This is a genomic window from Syntrophales bacterium, assembly GCA_026417625.1.
In the GTDB taxonomy this organism is placed as follows: Bacteria; Desulfobacterota; Syntrophia; order Syntrophales; family UBA8958; genus JAOACW01.
In genome coordinates this window covers 111,854-131,683 of the sequence record JAOACW010000001.1, presented here as the reverse complement: position 1 = coordinate 131,683, position 19,830 = coordinate 111,854, and the positions used below count along the sequence as shown (strand labels likewise).

Annotated in this window: 21 protein-coding genes, 3 tRNA genes and 1 other RNA gene; 19 read left to right on the top strand and 6 right to left on the bottom strand. The window is 46.0% G+C overall.

All coding sequences use genetic code 11. From position 1 onward, the window contains the following. Positions 1-10: 10 nt before the first annotated feature. Positions 11-1,708, bottom strand: coding sequence for a biosynthetic-type acetolactate synthase large subunit (ilvB, locus tag N2317_00670; protein MCX7816008.1), 1,698 nt, complete (start codon positions 1,706-1,708; stop codon positions 11-13). Between the two features lie 366 nt (positions 1,709-2,074). Here ilvB and N2317_00665 point away from each other — a divergent pair, with 366 nt between their 5' ends. Then, positions 2,075-4,009 carry an FAD-dependent oxidoreductase gene (locus N2317_00665; protein MCX7816007.1) on the top strand — a complete coding sequence of 645 codons (1,935 nt, stop codon included), beginning with the start codon at positions 2,075-2,077 and terminating at the stop codon, positions 4,007-4,009. Between the two features lie 45 nt (positions 4,010-4,054). Here N2317_00665 and N2317_00660 read toward each other — a convergent pair whose 3' ends face one another. Genes N2317_00660 through N2317_00645 form a run of 4 tightly spaced genes read right to left on the bottom strand, consistent with a single transcriptional unit; the run spans position 4,055 to position 6,815 of the window. Beyond that, the gene (locus N2317_00660; protein ID MCX7816006.1) at positions 4,055-4,801 is read right to left on the bottom strand and encodes a histone deacetylase family protein; all 747 of its coding nucleotides are present in this window, start codon (positions 4,799-4,801) and stop codon (positions 4,055-4,057) included. Between the two features lie 43 nt (positions 4,802-4,844). Continuing rightward, positions 4,845-5,273: an NUDIX hydrolase gene (locus N2317_00655; GenBank protein MCX7816005.1), complete on the bottom strand. Its 429-nt coding sequence runs from the start codon at positions 5,271-5,273 to the stop codon at positions 4,845-4,847. Then, positions 5,251-6,036 (bottom strand): NRDE family protein, encoded by a 786-nt coding sequence (locus tag N2317_00650; GenBank protein MCX7816004.1) that lies wholly within the window; start codon positions 6,034-6,036, stop codon positions 5,251-5,253. Before N2317_00650 ends, N2317_00655 begins: the two co-directional genes overlap by 23 nt. Continuing rightward, positions 6,027-6,815, bottom strand: coding sequence for an NAD-dependent deacylase (locus tag N2317_00645; GenBank protein ID MCX7816003.1), 789 nt, complete (start codon positions 6,813-6,815; stop codon positions 6,027-6,029). The genes N2317_00650 and N2317_00645 overlap by 10 nt, the downstream gene beginning before the upstream one ends. Before the next feature lie 111 nt (positions 6,816-6,926). On the opposite strand from N2317_00645, the gene tadA reads away from it, so the two are divergent. The 18 genes from tadA (at position 6,927) to N2317_00555 (ending at position 18,708) form a co-directional block, all read left to right on the top strand. Continuing rightward, positions 6,927-7,376, top strand: a complete 450-nt coding sequence (gene tadA, locus N2317_00640; protein ID MCX7816002.1) for a tRNA adenosine(34) deaminase TadA — start codon at positions 6,927-6,929, stop codon at positions 7,374-7,376. A 12-nt stretch (positions 7,377-7,388) separates the two neighbouring features. Beyond that, positions 7,389-7,482, top strand: a tRNA-Ser gene (locus N2317_00635). A gap of 15 nt (positions 7,483-7,497) precedes the next feature. Continuing rightward, positions 7,498-7,590 (top strand) — tRNA-Ser (locus N2317_00630). A gap of 16 nt (positions 7,591-7,606) precedes the next feature. After that, an RNA gene (gene ffs / locus N2317_00625) (signal recognition particle sRNA small type) lies at positions 7,607-7,705 on the top strand. A 23-nt stretch (positions 7,706-7,728) separates the two neighbouring features. Then, positions 7,729-9,399 (top strand): DNA polymerase III subunit gamma/tau, encoded by a 1,671-nt coding sequence (gene dnaX, locus N2317_00620; GenBank protein ID MCX7816001.1) that lies wholly within the window; start codon positions 7,729-7,731, stop codon positions 9,397-9,399. After that, on the top strand, positions 9,400-9,714 hold the full coding sequence (locus N2317_00615) for a YbaB/EbfC family nucleoid-associated protein (GenBank protein ID MCX7816000.1): 315 nt from the start codon (positions 9,400-9,402) through the stop codon (positions 9,712-9,714). 19 nt (positions 9,715-9,733) lie between these two features. Further along, on the top strand, positions 9,734-10,351 hold the full coding sequence (gene recR, locus N2317_00610) for a recombination mediator RecR (protein ID MCX7815999.1): 618 nt from the start codon (positions 9,734-9,736) through the stop codon (positions 10,349-10,351). Next, on the top strand, positions 10,348-11,202 hold the full coding sequence (locus tag N2317_00605) for a fumarate hydratase (GenBank protein MCX7815998.1): 855 nt from the start codon (positions 10,348-10,350) through the stop codon (positions 11,200-11,202). Before recR ends, N2317_00605 begins: the two co-directional genes overlap by 4 nt. Further along, positions 11,199-11,759, top strand: coding sequence for a FumA C-terminus/TtdB family hydratase beta subunit (locus tag N2317_00600; GenBank protein ID MCX7815997.1), 561 nt, complete (start codon positions 11,199-11,201; stop codon positions 11,757-11,759). Before N2317_00605 ends, N2317_00600 begins: the two co-directional genes overlap by 4 nt. Then, entirely contained in the window at positions 11,756-12,403 is a 648-nt protein-coding gene (locus tag N2317_00595; protein ID MCX7815996.1) for a GDSL-type esterase/lipase family protein, read from the top strand. The genes N2317_00600 and N2317_00595 overlap by 4 nt, the downstream gene beginning before the upstream one ends. Positions 12,404-12,470: 67 nt before the next feature. Next, the gene (locus N2317_00590) at positions 12,471-13,019 is read left to right on the top strand and encodes a 2-oxoacid:acceptor oxidoreductase family protein (GenBank protein ID MCX7815995.1); all 549 of its coding nucleotides are present in this window, start codon (positions 12,471-12,473) and stop codon (positions 13,017-13,019) included. Positions 13,020-13,028: 9 nt separating this feature from the next. After that, positions 13,029-13,322, top strand: coding sequence for a 4Fe-4S binding protein (locus tag N2317_00585; GenBank protein MCX7815994.1), 294 nt, complete (start codon positions 13,029-13,031; stop codon positions 13,320-13,322). A gap of 1 nt (position 13,323) precedes the next feature. Next, on the top strand, positions 13,324-14,484 hold the full coding sequence (porA, locus tag N2317_00580; protein ID MCX7815993.1) for a pyruvate ferredoxin oxidoreductase: 1,161 nt from the start codon (positions 13,324-13,326) through the stop codon (positions 14,482-14,484). Beyond that, positions 14,481-15,428 carry a pyruvate synthase subunit PorB gene (porB, locus tag N2317_00575; protein MCX7815992.1) on the top strand — a complete coding sequence of 316 codons (948 nt, stop codon included), beginning with the start codon at positions 14,481-14,483 and terminating at the stop codon, positions 15,426-15,428. Before porA ends, porB begins: the two co-directional genes overlap by 4 nt. A gap of 14 nt (positions 15,429-15,442) precedes the next feature. Then, the gene (gene nuoE / locus N2317_00570; GenBank protein MCX7815991.1) at positions 15,443-15,934 is read left to right on the top strand and encodes an NADH-quinone oxidoreductase subunit NuoE; all 492 of its coding nucleotides are present in this window, start codon (positions 15,443-15,445) and stop codon (positions 15,932-15,934) included. Further along, positions 15,934-17,844 (top strand): 4Fe-4S binding protein, encoded by a 1,911-nt coding sequence (locus N2317_00565; GenBank protein ID MCX7815990.1) that lies wholly within the window; start codon positions 15,934-15,936, stop codon positions 17,842-17,844. Before nuoE ends, N2317_00565 begins: the two co-directional genes overlap by 1 nt. A gap of 11 nt (positions 17,845-17,855) precedes the next feature. Then, complete coding sequence (locus N2317_00560; protein ID MCX7815989.1) at positions 17,856-18,572, top strand: 2Fe-2S iron-sulfur cluster-binding protein; 717 nt, start codon at positions 17,856-17,858, stop codon at positions 18,570-18,572. A gap of 60 nt (positions 18,573-18,632) precedes the next feature. Further along, positions 18,633-18,708, top strand: a tRNA-Asn gene (locus N2317_00555). 207 nt (positions 18,709-18,915) lie between these two features. On the opposite strand, the gene N2317_00550 is transcribed toward N2317_00555, so the two are convergent. Beyond that, the gene (locus N2317_00550) at positions 18,916-19,830 is read right to left on the bottom strand and encodes a PleD family two-component system response regulator (protein MCX7815988.1); all 915 of its coding nucleotides are present in this window, start codon (positions 19,828-19,830) and stop codon (positions 18,916-18,918) included.

Here is a 19,830-nt window from a genome sequence, read left to right as displayed (position 1 = left end):
TTTTATTACTTCAATTTACCATTTCTCTTCCTAGGGTCATTTCGTGGAGTGGACCGCCTGGTCTAACCATGGGGTAAACGCACTCTTCTCGTGACACATGGAAATCCATTATTGCCGGACCCGAGTATTCTAAGCCCTTCCTGAGGACGGGTTCTACTTCTTCAGGTTTTGTGGCTTTCAGACCTAGCCACCCATACGCTTCGGCTAATTTAAGAAAATCGGGTTGACACGCTATATCGGAGTAAGAGTAGCGTTTTCCGTAAAAAAGCTGTTGCCACTGGCGTACCATCCCAAGATACCCGTTGTTTATGAGAACTATTTTCACAGGGATGTTATCCTGAACAGCGGTAGCCATCTCCTGGATGTTCATCTGGATACTTCCATCTCCAGCTATGTCTATGACGAGCATATCAGGACGCGCGATTTTGGCGCCAATTGCAGCTGGAAAACCGTAACCCATCGTTCCCAGCCCTCCTGAGGAGAGAAATCTGTTGGGTTCGTCAAATTTATAAAATTGAGCTGCCCACATTTGATTCTGACCCACTTCGGTGGTTATGATTGCCTTTCCTTTCGTCAATTTGTAAAGTGTTTCTATAACGTACTGGGGTTTAATTTCCGATTCACTGTGTGCATAGGTAAGGGGGTATTCTCGCTTCCACTCTTCTATGAGTTCAAGCCATTCCTTTCTCTGTTCATAGGTGACGTTGAAATTCTGCTTTTCCAGAAGGTCGTTGAACGTCATGAGAGCACTTCTGCAGTCACTCACAATGGGAACATCCACCATAACGTTTTTGTTTATCGATGAGGGATCAATGTCTACGTGTACGATTTTTGCGTGTGAAGCAAAGTTGTCAATTTTCCCTGTTACACGATCGTCAAAACGCACACCAATGGCGATTAACAGATCACAGTGGCTGATTGCCATATTGGCATAGTAGGTCCCATGCATGCCGGGCATGCCAAGCCAAAGAGGATCGGTTCCTGGAAAAGCTCCCAGCCCCATAAGGGTAGACGTTACAGGTATTTTCGTTCGCCAGGCGAGTTTTCTTAACTCCTCCGAGGCTCTACCGAGTATCACACCACCACCTGATAGTATCAGGGGTTTTTTGGCTTCATTTAAAAGGTCCAAAACATAAAAGGCCTTCTTAGACGGGGGCCTAAACTCCACTTTTTCATCTTTTAATCTTTGCTGGGGAAAATATTCTGTTGTGGATGCAATAACGTCTTTGGGTAGGTCCACGAGTACTGGTCCTGGTCGCCCAGAGCGGGCAATGTGAAATGCTTCATGAAGGGTCTTAGCCAATTCTTCCACCCGGCGGACCTGGAAGTTATGTTTTGTGCATGGTCGGGTAATACCGATGATGTCCACTTCCTGAAATGCATCCGTACCTATAAGATGGGTCGGAACCTGACCTGTTAGAACAACTATGGGTATGGAATCCATGTAGGCAGTAGCAATACCTGTTACTGTATTCGCTGCTCCAGGTCCCGACGTAACCAGGACGACACCCACTTCCCCGGAAGCTCTGGCATAACCATCGGCGGCATGCACCGCACCCTGCTCATGACGCACTAGAATGTGTCTAATTTTGCTCCTGTAGAGTTCATCGTATATGTCAAGAAGAACACCACCAGGGTAGCCGAATATCGTTTTCACACCTTCTTCCTCTAAAACTTTAATGAGAATCTCAGCTCCTTTAAGTTGCAATTTTGACACCTCCCTTTTGGATTTTCAAAACACAAAAGCCGCTGTTACTGAGCGGCTTTTTGTTTAACAAACAAAAAAGCCGCGGGTTTTGGGGCCCGCGGCTCGGTATTTACTCGATATTTTTCACCGAGCAGCGGTGCCCCTCCGTACTACTACTACGTTTACTATCCCGCAACTCGGTGTTCCCATTGCCATCGGTAAATTCCCTTTTCTATAATTAGAAAACATCTACGACCTAAATTGCCAATTGTCAAGTATTTTTTGAATCAATGAATTTATAGTTTTAATAAAGCTTGACACGGGGTTTCACTGAGTTTTAAAGAATTGAAAACATCTTTAAAAAATTAGTCATTCGGGAGGGGTGTCGTGGAATTTGAGAGATTGTTCACACCGGTTAGGATAAAGGGTTTGGAGATCCGAAACCGTATAGTTATGTTACCGATGACAACGGGATATACGGAGAAGGATGAGGAGGTGGGGGATCGATTCATAAATTTCTTTGCTGAGCGTGCCAAGGGGGGAACAGGCCTCATTATTATACCTTTTTCGCCTGTAAAAGCCGGTTCCCCTGTGGAACCCGGCCTTTACGATGATCGTTTTTTGCCGGGGATTAGGAGATTGACAGGTGAGATTCATAAGCATGGAGCAAGGACTGCAGCCCAACTGATAATTTCATATCATGTGGTCTTTAAAGAGGGCAAACCTGAAGTTGTTGCACCATCGGCGGTTGTTAATCAGTTGCTTAGGGTAATGCCAAGAGAATTAACGGAGGACGAGATTACGTATATCGTCAAAGAATGCGGAAAGGCGGCCCGCCGGGCTAGGGAAGGGGGTTTTGATGCCGTGGAGATCCTCGTTGGTGGCGGTTATCTGCTGAATAGATTTCTTTCGCCCATAAGCAACAAGCGGAATGATCGGTATGGTGGTAGTCTCGAGAATCGTATGCGGATTATTCTGGAAGTAATTGATGCCATGAAGAAGGAGGCAGGTGAGGATTTTATTTATAGTTGCCGACTCAATGTGGAAGAGCAGATGCCGGGGGGACATACAATTGAAGATTCGAAGATTGTGGCGAAGATTCTGGAAGAAGCAGGTATTGATATTATTAATGTTTACACCGGTTGGCATGAGTCCACAGTCCCTACGGTTGCCCCATCGCTGCCTAGGGGGGCATTTGCACATCTTGCTGCTCAGATTAAGGCAACTGTGTCGGTGCCTGTTATTGCGGCAAATCGCATAAACAGTCCCTTTGTTGCAGAAGAGATTCTTGCGGATGGAAAAGCGGATCTGGTGGGAATGGGGAGGGCTCTCATGGCGGATCCGTTTCTTCCCAACAAGGCTCGGGAGGGCAGATGGAAAGAGATTATCCCTTGTCTCGCATGTTCTCACTGTCTTACGGAGGTTATGGCCTGCTACAGGAAGTGGGGAGAACCTGCGACAACTTACTGTGCTGTAAACCCAGAAGCAGGACGGGAGGGCACTGACCTCCTGAAGGTACCAGACGTAAAGAAAAAAGTTTATGTAATAGGAGGTGGACCCGCCGGTATGGAGGCGGCTATTATCGCGGCAGTTAGAGGCCACAAAGTTTCTCTGTTCGAGGAACACGGGAGGTTAGGAGGGCGTTTGTCATTGGCAGCCATTCCTCCTTATAAAGAAGAGATAACAGATTTGATTAACAGTTTTTCAGAACGGTTGAAAAGAGCTGAAGTGGATGTGAGATTGAACACGAGAGTTGATGAGGCTCTAATTGAAGAGGAAAAACCAGATGTAGTCATTGTGGCCACCGGGGCCGAGACCACAATTCCCGAAATACCCGGTGTGGATCTGCCGCATGTGGTCACAGCAGAGGATGTTCTGCAGGACGTAAGAAGAGTAAGAGGAAACGTGATTGTAATCGGGGGTGGCATGGTGGGTTGTGAAACAGCGGAGCACGTTTTGCTCAGGGGGGAAGGGATATCTTCGGTCACAATTTTAGAGATGCTTGACCGTATGGCTGATAATGTATCGCCTACATATCGGCCGTTTTTCCTTGCCCGTTTAAAAAGTGAAGGGATAAGAATGAAAACAGGTGTTAAGGTTGTAGGGATAACGAAGGAGGGTGTTCAGGTTGAGTATAACGGCAAGGTGGAAACTGTGGAAGGTGACTATGTGATCATAGCTGTGGGTTTCAAAGCTGATCAAGAAAAAACAAGAATTTTTTTAGGTAAAACCCCAGAAGTTTACTTTGTGGGAGATTGTGTCCAGGCACGCATGATCAAAGATGCCATACTCGAGGGTTTCGAGATAGGGAGGTCGATCTAAGACTGAACAGATGAATAGTACACTTTAAGCTCTTCTGGAAATGGGCTATAGGTTGCCCAAACCCTCTAGAAAAGCGAGAACGTTTTTGCCTAAAACGCGGTGATTGTATCCTCCTTCTAGGATGGCAAAACACCCACCCTGGTTGCGTCTTGCTGCTTCTCTTACCATCTGGCCTATCTCTCTGTAATCGGAGGTGGTTAATAATCCACCCCAATCTTCCACGTGATTGTCGAAACCTGCGGATACTCCTATAATATCGGCACATGCGCCGAACAAGAAGGATTCCACACTTTTTAAGTATTCACCTCGAATTGATGACGATGGATTATAAATTGTCACGTATCCCTTGGGATTGAGGATATTTACCGTCCCGTCACCGAAGTGCAGATCAATGTCGAGGACCCTGGCAATATTGATCAGTCCATCAGAACGCAATTTTTCCAGTGCAATAGCCATATTGTTGAAATAGCAGAAACCCCAGGCACTGTTTGCAGAGGCATGGTGTCCCGGTGGACGAATGAGGGCAAAACTTGGTTCTTCCAGTCCTATTTTGGCTGCAAGGATAGCTCCGCCTGCTGCCAGAGCAGCTATGTTGTAGATACCTTCACGTTTTACCATATCTATATGGGGTTTTGTGTGGACCGCTGCAATATCTTCTTCCGAAGCGGGCTGAGGTTCCACAAATTGTACTTTATCTTTTATCTCTTTGAGTATTGCCTCCATTCTGCCCGGCGCTGCTGCGGGATCGGAACAATAAGACACCTCAAATGCTGGTGAGTAAACAACTTTCATGATTTTACCTCCTTTTCTGAATTAATGAACCACAACGCACATTTTAACTTATAAATCCTTGTTTTCTTAAAAGTTTCTCTGTATTCTCTGAAAGGGGCAGATGAAGGCATTCTTCTCTGCTGATCCAGCGAGCCTCTGAGGCGTCATCACCACTTTTGACCTCTCCACTAATGTACCGTGCCAAGAAATCTATTACCACAAAATGATAACAGATCTTTCCGTTTTTGTCTCTCTCGATCAGGTCAAAAACGTAGATTATATCTCCTACCTCTATAGTTATACCCGTTTCCTCCCAGACTTCTCTTACTGCGCTCTCTTTGAGTGTTTCACCCAGTTTTACACTACCACCAGGGATAGCCCACAGATCTTTCCTAGGTGGTACGCCTCTTTTCACTAGTAAGACCTTTTCATCTTTGAATACAACAGCTCCCACACCAACAACAGGTCTATCAGGATACTCCCTTCTTTCCATTAGGTCCCTCCAGATGGAATATGGAGATCATCCAAGGTTCCTTTTCCCCATTGAAGTTTTGCTCAATGAATATACCCTTTCCACTTTCATTTAGCAGAATGACAGTTGTCGATCGGGTTCCGTATATGGAACTTCGAATGAAGAGGGGGGAGAGTAACCTTTCCCACTCCCTACCTACGCCTGTGTTGGGCAATTCCTCATCGGGAGCGATTTTTTCATCGTGCAAACACTGAAGGAGCTCCAAAGGATTTAACCTCTTTTTATTCCCAAGGATGTGCTCCACTGCTGCGACGCCTCGTTTAACCTTTGGCCAAGGGGTGTCAATTAAGGCATTGCTCAAACCGTGGATACCAGGAGTTAGTGGGCCAAAACCTCCTCTGTTTGAATAGTGAAACAGAGACAAAGGTGTGCCAAATACTATGCTGAAACCGTTGAATTTTCCCCCGTTGGCTTTTAGCCATTCTAAGAATTTCTCGGGCGAATCATCGCTTTCCAGGAAGCGGCGTACCACCAGCCCTCGCGATGGGGCACCTATTTTTAGAGCCTGAGGATCTCTGTAGTTTGTGAGAGCGGCAAATTTACCCTCTTTTGTTATACCGCACCACGTACCACCCTCCTTTAAATCCCGACCGGCTAAAATAAGGGGATTTTCCTCCCAAAAATCAGCTGGTGCGGATGGCCTGTCGTAGAACTCGTCCCTGTTCGCCACCATTATGAGTTGGTAAGTGGGATGAACCTTGTATGCAAGGATTATCAGGCACATGAGTAGCTCAGGCCTTTTTTTACCTCCTCAACTATTTTGGTCATAGTTTCTCCTGCAGGCCCGCAAATGACTATATCCGCTTCGTTATCGTAGGGTGTTGGTGAGAGATTTATGATGACCAGGCGAGCCCCCGCCATTTTGGCGTAAAGGGGTATATAAGCTGCAGGATAGACAACAAGTGAGGAACCTATAACTATTAACAAGTCACAAGAACTGGCATGTTCTCTTGCCTCTCTAAGAGTTTGTGAGGGGAGTTCTTCCCCGAAAAAGATCACGTCTGGTTTGAGGAGGCCTTTACAATTGGGGCAGTAAGGAACCTCATCATGATGACTGTATTTTTTTAGTATATCTAGAAGGTCAAAACGAGCATAACATTCGAGACATTTTATCCACTGCATATTACCATGAAGCTCGTATACCTTCTGGGGATTATTCCCCGCTTTCTGGTGGAGGTTGTCGATGTTCTGTGTGATTACACACGTGAGTTTACCGATGGATTCCAGCCACGCAATGGCGTAGTGGGCTGCATTTGGTTTTACAGAATCGTCGAACAAGCCGCTTTCCCTGAGGAACTGCCAATGTTTGCGCCTCGCCACAGGATCGTACAGAAATTTGTAAATAGTGAAATCTTCAGGATCAAAGCGGGACCATATACCTCCTGGGCTACGGAAGTCGGGGATGCCGGATTCTGTGCTGACTCCAGCTCCGGTGAATACGACTATTTTTTCGCTTTCCAAAATCATTCCTGCTACTTTTTCGATCTTCTCGTTGTTTTCCATTCTGGGCCTCGAAGTGTTATTGAATGTGTTGGTGTCATTTTTATAGAAAAAGTCTTTAAAAATCAATCAAAATGGTTGACAAGGTGAATTTCTCGTATTGGAATAGGATCTATGAACGAAGACGAAAAAATGATGAGGATAGCCTTGGAACAGGCAATGAAAGCGATGAATAGGGGCGAAGTACCCGTTGGTGCAGTTTTAACAATAGAGGGCCGTATACTCGCGAAAGCTCATAATAGTCCTATTTCCTTAGTAGATCCTACAGCACACGCGGAGGTGCTTGTGCTTCGGGAAGCTGCTCGAATTCTGGGCAATTACAGACTACCGGGCACTACGCTTTACGTTACCTTAGAACCTTGCGTTATGTGTGCGGGTGCCATTATTCATGCGCGTGTTGCCCGGGTGGTTTACGGTGCGGCGGATCCGAAAGGAGGAGCGGTGAAATCCATGTACAGTCTGTTTTCCGATAAGCGTTTGAACCATGTGGTAGAAGTTACTGAAGGGGTACTAGGCGATGCATGTGGAGAAATTTTGAGTGGATTTTTCCGGAAAAAGAGATAATAATTATAGAGCGGAGAGATACCGAAGTGGTCGTAACGGGGTCGACTCGAAATCGATTTGGGGGTCAAAAGCCCTCACGGGGGTTCGAATCCCCCTCTCTCCGCCATGTTTATGAAAGAACGGAGAGATGCCTGAGAGGCCGAAAGGGCACGACTGGAAATCGTGTGTATGCCCAAAAGGTGTACCGCGGGTTCGAATCCCGCTCTCTCCGCCATAAATTTTTTCAGAATAGCCGGGTCCCGTGCAACGGAGGGTTGTGAACCCCGTCAGGTCCGGAAGGAAGCAGCGGTAGCAATTTCCGACGTGTGCTGCGGGTAAACCTGGCTATTCTTTGTTCGTTTTTGTGGTGATCATGTCTGAGTACCTGGTAATAGCTCGCAAGTGGAGACCCCAAACCTTGGATGAGGTTGTTGGTCAGCACCATGTAGTGACCACCCTGAGGAATGCGATAACCCATGGGCGGATTGCACATGCTTTTCTTTTTAGTGGTCCCAGAGGAGTGGGGAAAACATCAGTGGCTAGGATTCTGGCCAAAGCGCTGAATTGCGTTCATGGACCGACCCCTAGTCCGTGTGATGGATGTGCGAATTGCAGGGAAATCCGCGATGGAATATCCCTGGATGTGCGCGAAATAGATGGGGCATCAAACAGGGGGATTGATGAGATCAGGGAACTTAGAGAGAATATAAAGTTTTTGCCTGCTTCCTGTCGGTATAAGGTGTACATAATAGACGAAGTTCATATGCTGACCCGGGAGGCGTTCAATGCTCTTCTGAAAAGCCTTGAAGAACCTCCGTCCCATGTTGTTTTTATTTTCGCGACTACGGAGGTGCATAAAATCCCCGCAACAATACTCTCCCGTTGTCAACATTTTGAGTTTTTCCGGCTCTCCGTAAGAGACATTGTGGAGAATCTGAAAAAAATAGCTTTAAAAGAGGGAGTACAAATAAGCGAGAGAGCTTTAACCTGGATCGCTGCAAGTAGCGAAGGTAGTTTAAGGGATGCTCAAAGTGTATTCGACCAGATAATCTCATACACGGGAAGAGAAATAAGAGATGACCAGGTGGAGGAACTTCTCGGAAGAAAAGATCGGCACTTTGTATACGAACTGGGTAAATCTATTATCAGGGGAGATGCTCCTCAGTGTTTACGTGTCATCGAACAGGCTTACAGTGCTGGGATGGATATGGTGGTGATGCACGAAATGTTAACCCAGCATTTCCGGAGTCTCCTTCTGGTGAAGGTGATGGGAACCGAGGCATACAGTGTTTTAAGCGTTACAGAGGACGATTTTGATGATTTGAAAAAGCAGGTGAATCAAGTGCCACGAGAGAGGTTAGAGTACCTTTTGGATGTTCTTCTGTCAAGTAGTGACAGTATGCGAAGATCTCTGCAGTACCGCTTGAGTCTGGAGGCTGTTGTGCTTAAGATGGTGCGTCTTATGAATCTTCCCACGCTCGAAGAGATCTTGGAACGCCTGGAATCGCTGGAACGGAGAATCATTGTCAGTGGAGATGAAAGGTCGAAGAAAGGAGAAACATTATTTGCCTTCCAAGATGAGTCAAGAGAAGCGTATGTGGCGCGACCTGGAGATTCTACTCGTTGGAACTGTGACAGTAGAAGTTCACTATGGGACTCCTTTAAGGAATTTGTGATAAAAAACAACCCCCCCTTGGGGGCCCGGTTAGAGGGGGGATCCCTCGTGAGTCTAGAAAATGGTGTTTTGAAGATTGGTTTTCCCCGGAAACATGTCTTTCTAGATGATCTGTTGAAAAAGGCTCGTGGTGAGCTGAGGGATCTGGCTGTTCGTTTCTTTGGCGGCGATGTGTCTGGGCTGGTTGTCGAGGTTCAGGGGGATGAAACGGTTTATAATGGACAAAGGGAGTCGGACGGTAAAGACGCTTTATCTGAAGCTAGAAGTCAGGCTCTTAATTCCCGAGCTTTGCAGGAAATACTGGATTTTTTCCCTGACGCTGAAGTAAAGGAAGTAAAAGTTTACGATTCAAAACGAGGAGGTAAGTAATTGTCAAATTTTGCCAATTTAATGAAACAGGCCAAAAAGCTTCAAGAGAGGATGGCTCGTTTACAGCAGGAGTTGGAGGCTAAAACCGTGGAGGCATCCGCAGGTGGTGGCATGGTCACCGCTTGTGTGAATGGGAAGGGCGAACTCCTCTCGATTAAAATTGAGAAGGATGTAGTAAATCCCGATGATGTAGAAATGCTCCAGGATTTAGTAGTGGCAGCAGTAAATGAGGGTATACGGAAAGCTCATGAGATGGCATCACAGGAGATGGCGAAAATAACAGGCGGTCTCAACATTCCGGGGTTAATTGGTTAACTAAAGGAAGAGACGTTTTATGTCCCGCTATGCACCTCCTATTCAGCGATTGATCGCTGAGTTCTGCCGATTTCCAGGAGTAGGTGAGAAAACAGCCACGCGGCTTGTTAATTTTATCCTTCGTGGCTCCTTAGAGGATGCTCGTCGCTTAGCTGAAAGCATTCTTGAAGTTAAAGATAAAATACGTTTTTGCCGGGATTGTTATAATCTCTCTGAAGAAGATTTTTGTGTAATCTGCAGGGATCCCGAGAGAGATAGGAGCGTTATATGTGTAGTTGAAGATACCGATGCTTTAGTGGCGATCGAAAAGGTGGGCAAATACCGAGGTGTTTACCATGTGTTACACGGTGTTCTTTCGCCTTTGGAGGGAATAGGACCTGAAGATATTCACATACAAGAACTCCTGGATAGAGTGAGAAAGGGTTCAGTTGAAGAGGTTATTTTGGCTACAAATCCTACTGTTCAGGGGGATGCGACAGCGATATTTATCATACAGGCACTGGGGAACACAGGTGTGCGTTTGAGCCGTATTGCTACAGGTGTCCCCGTTGGTGGTGAGTTGAAATACCTGGACCAGATGACCTTGGGGAGTGCTTTAGAATTTAGACGGCCCGCCGATAAGGATAGGATACCATGAGTTCTGTCATTAGGGAGATCAAAGCAGATTCTGTTACTGAAACGGTCTGTAAACTTTTTCTGGAGGCAAATTTCAATATCCGTGAAGATGTGCTCGCTGCTCTTAGGAGGGCATTTGATGAGGAACGGGAAGGACATGCAAAGGAAGCTCTGCGCATCATGCTTGAGAATGCAGCGCTAGCTGCAGAGACATCCGTACCCATCTGTCAGGATACAGGTATTGCTGTTGTTTTTGCAGAAATAGGTCAGGACGTTCATGTCTCCGGTGGATCTCTGAAAGATGCCATTGAAGAGGGGATTCGATTGGCGTACAGAGGAGGATATCTCAGGAAATCCATCTGTAATCCTCTGACAAGGATAAATACAGGGGATAATACCCCGGGTGTTATTTATTGTGATATCGTTCCGGGAAATCACATCCGTCTTGTTGCGGTTCCCAAGGGTGGTGGCAGCGAGAATATGTCTGCGCTTTCTATGCTCATACCCGCGGAGGGAAGAGATGGTATTGTGAGATTTGTACTAGACCACGTGCGCCTTGCCGGTGCAAAAGCGTGTCCACCTTATATCATCGGTGTAGGTATAGGTGGTACTTCGGAGGAGGCTTTGCTTATTGCAAAAAAGGCGCTGCTTGAGCCTGTGGGGATCTCAGCGGGCAGTAGTGAAGAAACCAGAGAGCTAGAACGGGATATCCTGGATAGAGTAAATGCTCTAGGCTTAGGTCCACAGGGTTTTGGAGGTAGGACCACTTGTCTTGGGGTAAAGGTTGCCATAAAGCCCTGCCATATTGCAACTTTGCCCGTGGCAGTTATCATTCAGTGTTACGCTGTGCGTCAGGCAGAGGCAGTTCTATGAGATTTACAGTAAAACTTGCCGCAAGAAAAATTACTTCGCCACTTCGGGAAGAAGTATGTGTTTCCTTGCATGCGGGAGATTGGGTTTACCTGAGCGGTGAAGTATTTACTGCTAGAGATGTGGCACACCGATTACTTTGTGAAATGATTGAGCGTGGCGAAACGTTACCTATTCCTATTGTTGATTCCGTTATTTTTTATGGAGGTCCCACACCTCTCAGTCCTGGTAATAAAATGAGAGCCATCGGACCCACCACGAGTGCGCGAATGGATCCTTTTACACCTTGTCTGTTAAAAGCGGGTCTTCGGGGGATGATTGGGAAAGGAAAGCGGGCCTCTGAGGTTGTGGCTGCGTTAAGAAAACACAAAGCGGTTTATTTCGCTGCTTTGGGAGGTGTCGCGGCGTATACTGCGAGGTGTGTGAAGTATGCTGAGGTGATTGCATTTCCAGAATTGGAAGCAGAAGCCATCCATCGGCTCATTGTCGAAGACCTTCCCCTTGTGGTGATCAACGATACTGAGGGGAGGGATTTTTATGAGGAGGTCTTAATGAAGTGATTAAACCTTTAAAAACAATAAAGAAACTTTCTTCAGGTGAGACGACCATAATTGTTGCGCTCGGTGATTCTCTCACCCAAGGTTGGATGGTTCACAAAGGTTACATTGACTACTTCAGGGAGATGATAGAGAACGCGTACCCCATGTCTCGTCTTGTTCTGATAGGGCGTGGTGTTCCAGGAGATACAGCTTTTGGTGGTCTCCATCGTCTGAGAAGAGATGTTCTAAACCATAATCCCGATTGTGTGTTTGTTCAGTTCGCCCTAAACGATGCTTTTATGGGGTACTCGCCGCAGCAGTTCCGTATGTGCATACAGGAGATCATCGAGGAGATACAAGCCGATTGTGATGCGGAGATTGTCTTAATAACCTCCAGTTTTCTCGAAGATGAGAATGAGTATAATTACGTGAAGCGTTATTACAACCAGCTTGATGAACTTGCCAAAGAATACGGATTGCCCATTTCCAGGACTGATCATTACTGGAAAAAGGCGATAGATAATGGAGTGGATTTCGGAACTCTTGTGCAGTACGATCTTGTTCACCCCACGGCTGAAGGTTATCGGTTAATGGCCATGGCATTGTTGGAGTTGTTTGTCCTCGATGAAAATGAGCGGACTGGGCATGTTCACGCCCACCAGTGAAATGGGTATTGACAACCTTTTCATAATGCTGTAACGGAAAGACTTATTTTTTTGAGGTGATCTGAGGATGATCGAGATTCGGTGGCATGGAAGAGGTGGTCAGGGTGCGGTGACATCCGTGGAACTTCTAGCCCTGGCAGTAATTTCGGAAGGCAAATATGCTCAGGGGTTTCCCGCATTCGGTCCTGAGAGGAGGGGAGCGCCCGTTATGGCGTTCAACAGAATATCAGAGTCACCCATAAAGGTTCGATCGGGTATCTACAATCCAGATGCTGTTGTTGTTCTAGATCCGGGTCTCATTGGTCTTGTTAACGTTCTTGATGGTTTAAAGGAAGAGGGAATTATTATTATAAACACGGCGAAAAGTCCGGATCTGATAAGAAAGCAATTAAATTATGAAGGACGTATGGCAGTGGTAGATGCTACACACATTGCTAGGGAAGAACTTGGCGTTCCCATAGCTAATACTACGATGCTCGGTGCTGTTGTAAAAGTCATTAATATGGTGTCCCTGGAGTCACTTTACTCACCTATTGAGGAACGATTCGGGAAGCTCGCCGACAGAAATAAAGATGCCCTTCGGAGGGCGTATGGAGAAGTTTTGGTTGTGCCGTGAGGTGAATGTATGAATCAAAAGAAATGGCCAGAAACTTGGCAGGAAGTAAGTGTAGGTTGCATCGTGTTTGAACCTGGAAACGCGAGGAATTATAAGACGGGTACATGGAGGGCACAAAGACCCGTATGGGATAACAGCAAATGCATAAAGTGCGGTATATGTTACATCTTTTGTCCCGAGGGTTGTATCTGTGAAGGTGAAGACGGATACTTCTCTGCGGATTTGGATTACTGCAAGGGTTGCGGTATCTGCGCCCATGAATGCTGGCCGCAAGCCATAACAATGGTGGAAGAGGAGGTGTAACATGGGCAGAAGGGTAGGAATGGAGGTGGCAATTGCTGCTGCGGAGGCTGTAGCCCTTTGTAGAATTGACGTGGCAGCAGTTTATCCTATTACACCGCAGTCCCATATCGCCGAACATCTCTCAGACATAGTGCACGATGGTCGCATAGATGCTGAATTCTTAACTGTGGAATCTGAACATTCGTCTATAAGTGCATGTGCAGGAGCGTCTGCCGCAGGTGCACGGGTGTACACTGCAACCAGTTCCCAGGGGCTAATGCTGATGAGTGAGATTCTTCCTATAGTTTCATCAATGAGGTTGCCCGTGGTAATGGGTAATGCTAACAGGGCTATATCGGGACCTTTGAATATATGGAACGACCATGGGGACATTATGCCGCAGCGTGATTGCGGATGGATACAGCTTTTTGCGGAAAATGGTCAGGAAGTAATCGACATGACAATTCAGTCATTCAGAATTGCTGAACATCCTGACATTATGTTGCCTGTGGTGCTTAATATAGATGGGTTCCAGCTAACCCATATGATTGAACCTATGGATATGCCATCTCAGGAGGAAGTGGATCGTTTTCTGCCTGAGCGTGTGCCCTTTGCCACGTTACATCCCGATCGACCCCTTTCCATGGGTTGTTTCAACATGCCAGATATATACATGGAAACCATGAAGGCAAAGGATGTGGCATTACGTAATTCTAAAAGTAAGATCATAGAAATCTGGGACGAGTGGGAAAGGCTTTTCGGCCGTCGTTATCGTCCTATTGAATTGTATATGGCCGATGATGCGGACACACTTTTGGTCACCATGGGGTCAATGGGGGAAACTGCATCCCTGGCTGTGGATGAATTGCGTAGACAGGGGAAAAAAGTTGGTCTGGTCAAGATAAGACTGTGGCGCCCATTTCCCGTAGAAGAGTTCAAAAAAGCGGTTGAGGGTTGTAAGACCCTGGTTGTAACTGACAGGGCCGTATCATTTGGAGGTGTTAGTGGTCCTGTGGGAATGGAAATCAAATCCTGTCTATACCATGAGGAACAGAAACCTAAAGTGGTTAACTATGTTATGGGTCTAGGTGGTAGAGACGTAAGGGTGGAGGATTTTATTGGGATGGTTGAAAGGGCTTGGAAAGAGGGAGATGTATTTGAGTTCTATGGGGTGAGAGAATGAAGGGTACAACAGTAAACTTTGAAATATATGTTCCTAAGCTATTTGAGAAAAGAGAGTTTTTCAGTGCTGGGCATAGGGCGTGCCAGGGGTGTGGCGAGGTACTTGCTCTCCGGTTGTTACTTAAAGCCCTTGGAGAGAATGCGATTATAGCCAATGCAACGGGCTGTATGGAGATCATATCTTCGGCGTATCCCACTACGGCGTGGATGCTTCCTTACATTCACGTGGCTTTCGAAAATGCTGCGGCGGTTGCCTCTGGTGTGGAAGCGGCGATAAAAGCACTCAGACGAAAGGGTAAAATCTCTGATCGTTATGTTAAAGTTGTGGGGGTTGCAGGTGACGGCGGTACAGCTGATATAGGTTTTCAGGCTCTATCTGGTGCGGTGGAAAGAGGGCATGATATGATGTTCGTCTGTCTCGATAACGAGGCGTATATGAATACGGGGATACAACGTTCTAGTTTGACTCCTTTCATGGCAGCAACGACGACTTCCCCTGCTGGTAAAGCCATCCCCGGGCAACGCACAGATAAGAAAAATATGCCTGAAATTATGGTGGCCCATAAGGCTGCATACGTTGCTACGGCTTGTCCTAGTTATCCTGTGGATTTTGTCCACAAGGTGCAGAAAGCAAAGAGGATAAAGGGTCCTTCATATATCCATGTACTATCCGTTTGTCCCACAGGTTGGCGGGCGGCATCTCATGAAGCGGTGAAGCTGGGAAGGCTGGCAGTCGAAACGGGTATTTTCCCTCTATATGAAGTGGAGAGTGGAAAGTACAGGATTACCTATGAGGTACCGAAGCGGAGACCTGTTGAGGATTACCTCAAGTTGCAGGGGCGATTCCGTCATCTGACGCCGGAACATTACAGGCTCATTCAGGAGAAGGTGGATAAAGAGTTTGAATTGCTGCTCAGCAAGGTTAGATATTCAAAGCCTTGGTAAAAGGAGTACGGGAGATGGTACGAGATAAAGGCAAGAAAGCTATCGCTGACAAGGTTCAGGAAATCGTCAAAAGTTACGATTCTGACCCTTCGGCAGTAATCGCTATACTTCAGGATGTTCAAGCTGAGTTTAACTATTTACCCAGGGAAGCACTTGTTGCGGTAAGTGAAGCAATGAATATCCCCTTGAGCAGGGTTTATGAAATATCTACTTTTTACAACGCGTTCAGCCTTAAACCTAGGGGAAGGCATGTAATTGAGATCTGTGCTGGAACGGCCTGTCATGTTCAGGGTGGTGATAAGATTATGGATCGGTTTGAGCGTGAACTTGGAATTTCCCGGGGTGAAACTACGTCGGACGGGATGTTCACTCTGGAAGAGGTACGTTGCCTAGGATGCTGTTCACTGGCAGCAGTTGCACGCATAGATGGCAATATTCATCCGTTTATGAAGCAGGATGACATTCCTCGAATATTGAAAAAATATAGGAAACATGAGGTGAAATAGTGAGCAGGATAAGAACGCTCAAGGATCTCGATGCGGCAGCAAAGATGGGACTTGAAACCCTTTTCCCTCAGAGAACCAAAATTATGGTAGGATTGGCCACAAGTGGTATTGCTGCGGGTGCACGGGAAGTTTACCTAGCTTTAAAAGAAGAGATAGATGGACGAGGGTTAGATGTATACCTCGGCAAAACGGGAAGCATGGGGATGGATTCCCTGGAACCACTGGTGGAAGTGTTAGAGCCCGGTAAGCCACGGCTCGCTTATGGACGTATTACGAAAGAGAAGGTGCCGTCTTTCCTGGAGCATGTTTTAAAAGGAGAGTTTGACGGTTTCAAGCCGAGCTATCGCATAGATCGTGAGGAGGATCTGCTAAGGGGGGATGAAAGGCCGTATTTCACAAAACTTGAGGAAAAGTTCCAGGATATTCCCACGATAAAAGATATTCCCTTCTATGGAAAACAGCTTCGTATTGCGCTTCGGAATTGCGGCACGATAGATCCCGAAAATATTTATGAATACATTGCACGAGGTGGTTATTATAGCTTGTATAAGGCACTCACTTCAATGTCTCCGGAAGAGATTATAAACGAGGTCATAACTTCTGGACTGCGGGGCAGAGGTGGTGGAGGATTCCCCACAGGTCAGAAGTGGCTCAGCTGCCGTCGTGCCCATGGAGACATTAAATACGTTATATGTAACGGTGATGAGGGCGATCCTGGTGCCTATATGGACAGGAGTCTCATGGAAGGCGATCCTCACAGTATAATTGAAGGTATGATCATTGGTGCATACGCCATAGGTGCTCACGAAGGGTTTATATACGTACGTAATGAGTACCCACTGGCTGTAGCAAATCTTCAGAAAGCTGTGGATATGGCCCGGGAATGCGGTCTTCTTGGTAATGATATTTTCCAAGCAGGTTTCTCCTTCGATATAAAGATTGTAAGGGGTGCAGGTGCATTCGTTTGTGGTGAGTCTACTGCCCTGATGACGTCAATTGAAGGAAAAGCGGGTGAGCCTCGGGCTAAGTACATTCACACAGTGGAGCAGGGCATATGGAACAGGCCCTCAAATCTCAACAATGTGGAAACCTGGGCGAATATTCCCGTTATCATTGCAAGAGGTGGTGAGTGGTACGCAGGCATTGGTGCTAAACACAGTACTGGAACGAAGGTTTTTTCCCTCGTGGGTAAAGTGAACAACATCGGGCTTGTGGAAGTTCCTATGGGAATAACTCTTCGGGAAATAATATACGATATTGGTGGTGGTATTCCTGGAGGCAAGGACTTCAAAGCAGTTCAGACTGGTGGACCTTCTGGTGGATGCATACCAAAAGATATGCTGGATCTTCCAGTGGATTTCGATTCGCTGAAGAAAGCAGGTTCTATGATGGGTTCCGGCGGTATGATTGTGATGGATGAGAATACCTGTATGGTTGACATAGCGCGTTATTTCCTTGATTTTCTTGTCTCAGAATCATGTGGAAAGTGTGTACCATGTAGGGATGGTGTTTACCAGATGTATGAGATTCTCCATGATATATCTCATGGAAGGGGAAAGAAGGGAGATATAGAGCTGTTGGAGACTATGGGACAGGCGATTCAGGATGGATCCCTTTGCGCCTTGGGTGGAAGTGCTCCCAATCCTGTGTTGAGTACGATTAGATACTTCCGCAGTGAATATGAGGCCCATATAAACAAAAAGAAGTGTCCGGCCGGAGTTTGCAAAGCGCTTATTAAGTATGTGGTTCTGGCAGACAAGTGTACAGGTTGCGGGGTATGTGCAAAGAGATGTCCTGTGGAGTGCATAAGTGGGGAACGTAAAAAAGTACACGTCATAGATCATAAGAAGTGTATAAAGTGCGGGACCTGTAAAGAGGTCTGTAAATTTGAAGCTATTTCTGTCAAGTAGGGGTAATGCACATGGTAAGTTTCACGATAGATGGTAGAAGGATTGAAGCTGAGGAGGGGAGAACTATACTTGAAGTGGCGAAGGAAAGGGGTATTGAGATTCCCACCCTTTGCCATCATGCTGCGCTGTCCCCGACGGGGAGTTGCCGCATGTGTGTCGTAGAAATAGCCAAAAACGGTAGATCAAGGATTGTTACTTCCTGCATATATAAGGTTGAGGATGGCCTTGTAGTGAATACCAAATCAGAAAGAGTCAAGGCGGTACGGAAGCTCGTTTTACAACTTCTCATGGCGCGTTGTCCTGATTCTGAAGTTATCAGAGAAATGGCAATCGAAATGGGGGTTAAACCAGAATCGAGGTTCAAAGTTTCGAAAGAGAAAGGGAAGTGCATTCTGTGCCGTCTCTGTGTCAAGGCGTGTGAGTCAATCGTTGGTGTAAGCGCCATTGGTCTCTCAGGAAGGGGACAGAGAAAGAGAGTGGGTGGTCCATTCATGGAGGCCCCGGCTACTTGTATTGGATGCGGTTCTTGCGTTTATATCTGTCCTACTGGCCATATTGCAATGGAGGATGATGGGAGGGGCACAAGAAAAATATGGGGCAAGACCTTTGAGATGGCCTCTTGTCAGATTTGCGGTCGTTACTTCGCTCCTAAGGAGCAGCTGGAGTACATAAGCAGAAGTACGGGGGTTAGCTTAGATAATTTGGTGATTTGTACGAGTTGTCGTTGAGTTCTCTTTCAAAAGCATTGACAATTAGGTTCATCTTGGTATCTTATATAAAAGTAATGTTCCCCAGTAGCTCAGTCGGTAGAGCAGCTGGCTGTTAACCAGCGGGTCCGTGGTTCGAGTCCGCGCTGGGGAGCCATATGTAATAATTCAAGGTGGGATTTCCATAAAAGGAAATCCCTCTTTTTGTTTCCATTGAACTCGACCCTTAGGCAGATTTTTGAAATAACCGTTGATGATGACCTTCTTTATGGAGTTTTTTTCTGCGAAGTGAAGTCTTTTACCATGCTTACTTGCCTTTAAAGGCTAATGTTGTTGGTTTTTTAAAATTTTTAGGACTTGTTGTTCAAAATTTGCGGTAACATACACGGTTTCGTCCTGAGTTTTTTGCTTCGTACAGTGCATTATCAGCAGCCTCTATAATGATTTTATATTCTGAATCTCGTGTTGGAGATGTGGTTCCTATTCCCACACTGACTGTTAGATAAGGCTCTACCTTTGAAAATTTATGTTCTATTTTTAATCCTAAAATAGCTTTCCTCAGCATCTCAGCTACTGCAATAGCGTTGTCAATGTCTGTTTCAGGTAGTATTACTGCAAACTCTTCGCCGCCATACCTTGCAACGAAATCGGTAGATCTTCTAAGAGTTGCTGTCAAAGTTCCAGCCACTGCCTTTAGACAGTCATCTCCTGCGATATGTCCATAATTATCATTAAACGCTTTGAAATGGTCAATGTCTATAAAAATTAATGAGAGGGTGCTTCCTTTTCTTATAGCCCTTTTCCATTCATTAGATAGTACATTTTCAAATTGTCTACGATTGAATATACCCGTCAATCCGTTTCTTAAAGATAGGTTTTCGAGAATATCTGTCTTTTTTTTCAGTTCAATATGAGTTTTAACCCTTGCCTTGACTATTGGGATGCTGAAAGGTTTTGTTATATAGTCTACTGCTCCTATATTTAATCCTTTTTCCTCGTCCTCATCTGTATCTTTTGCAGTAACAAATATAATCGGTATGTTTCTTGTGATATCGTTTTCCTTTAATTGCTTGCATACGGCATAGCCATCCATTCCAGGCATCACTATGTCTAGCAAAATCAAGTCAGGGGAGGTTGAGATTGCTTTTTTTATAGCCGTTTCACCATTTGTTGCAATATATACATTGTAATCTTTTTTCAATTCTTCACCGAGCACCATAATACTTGAAGGATTATCGTCAACTATTAGAATTTTTGGCCTTTCCTGTTGATTACCCAT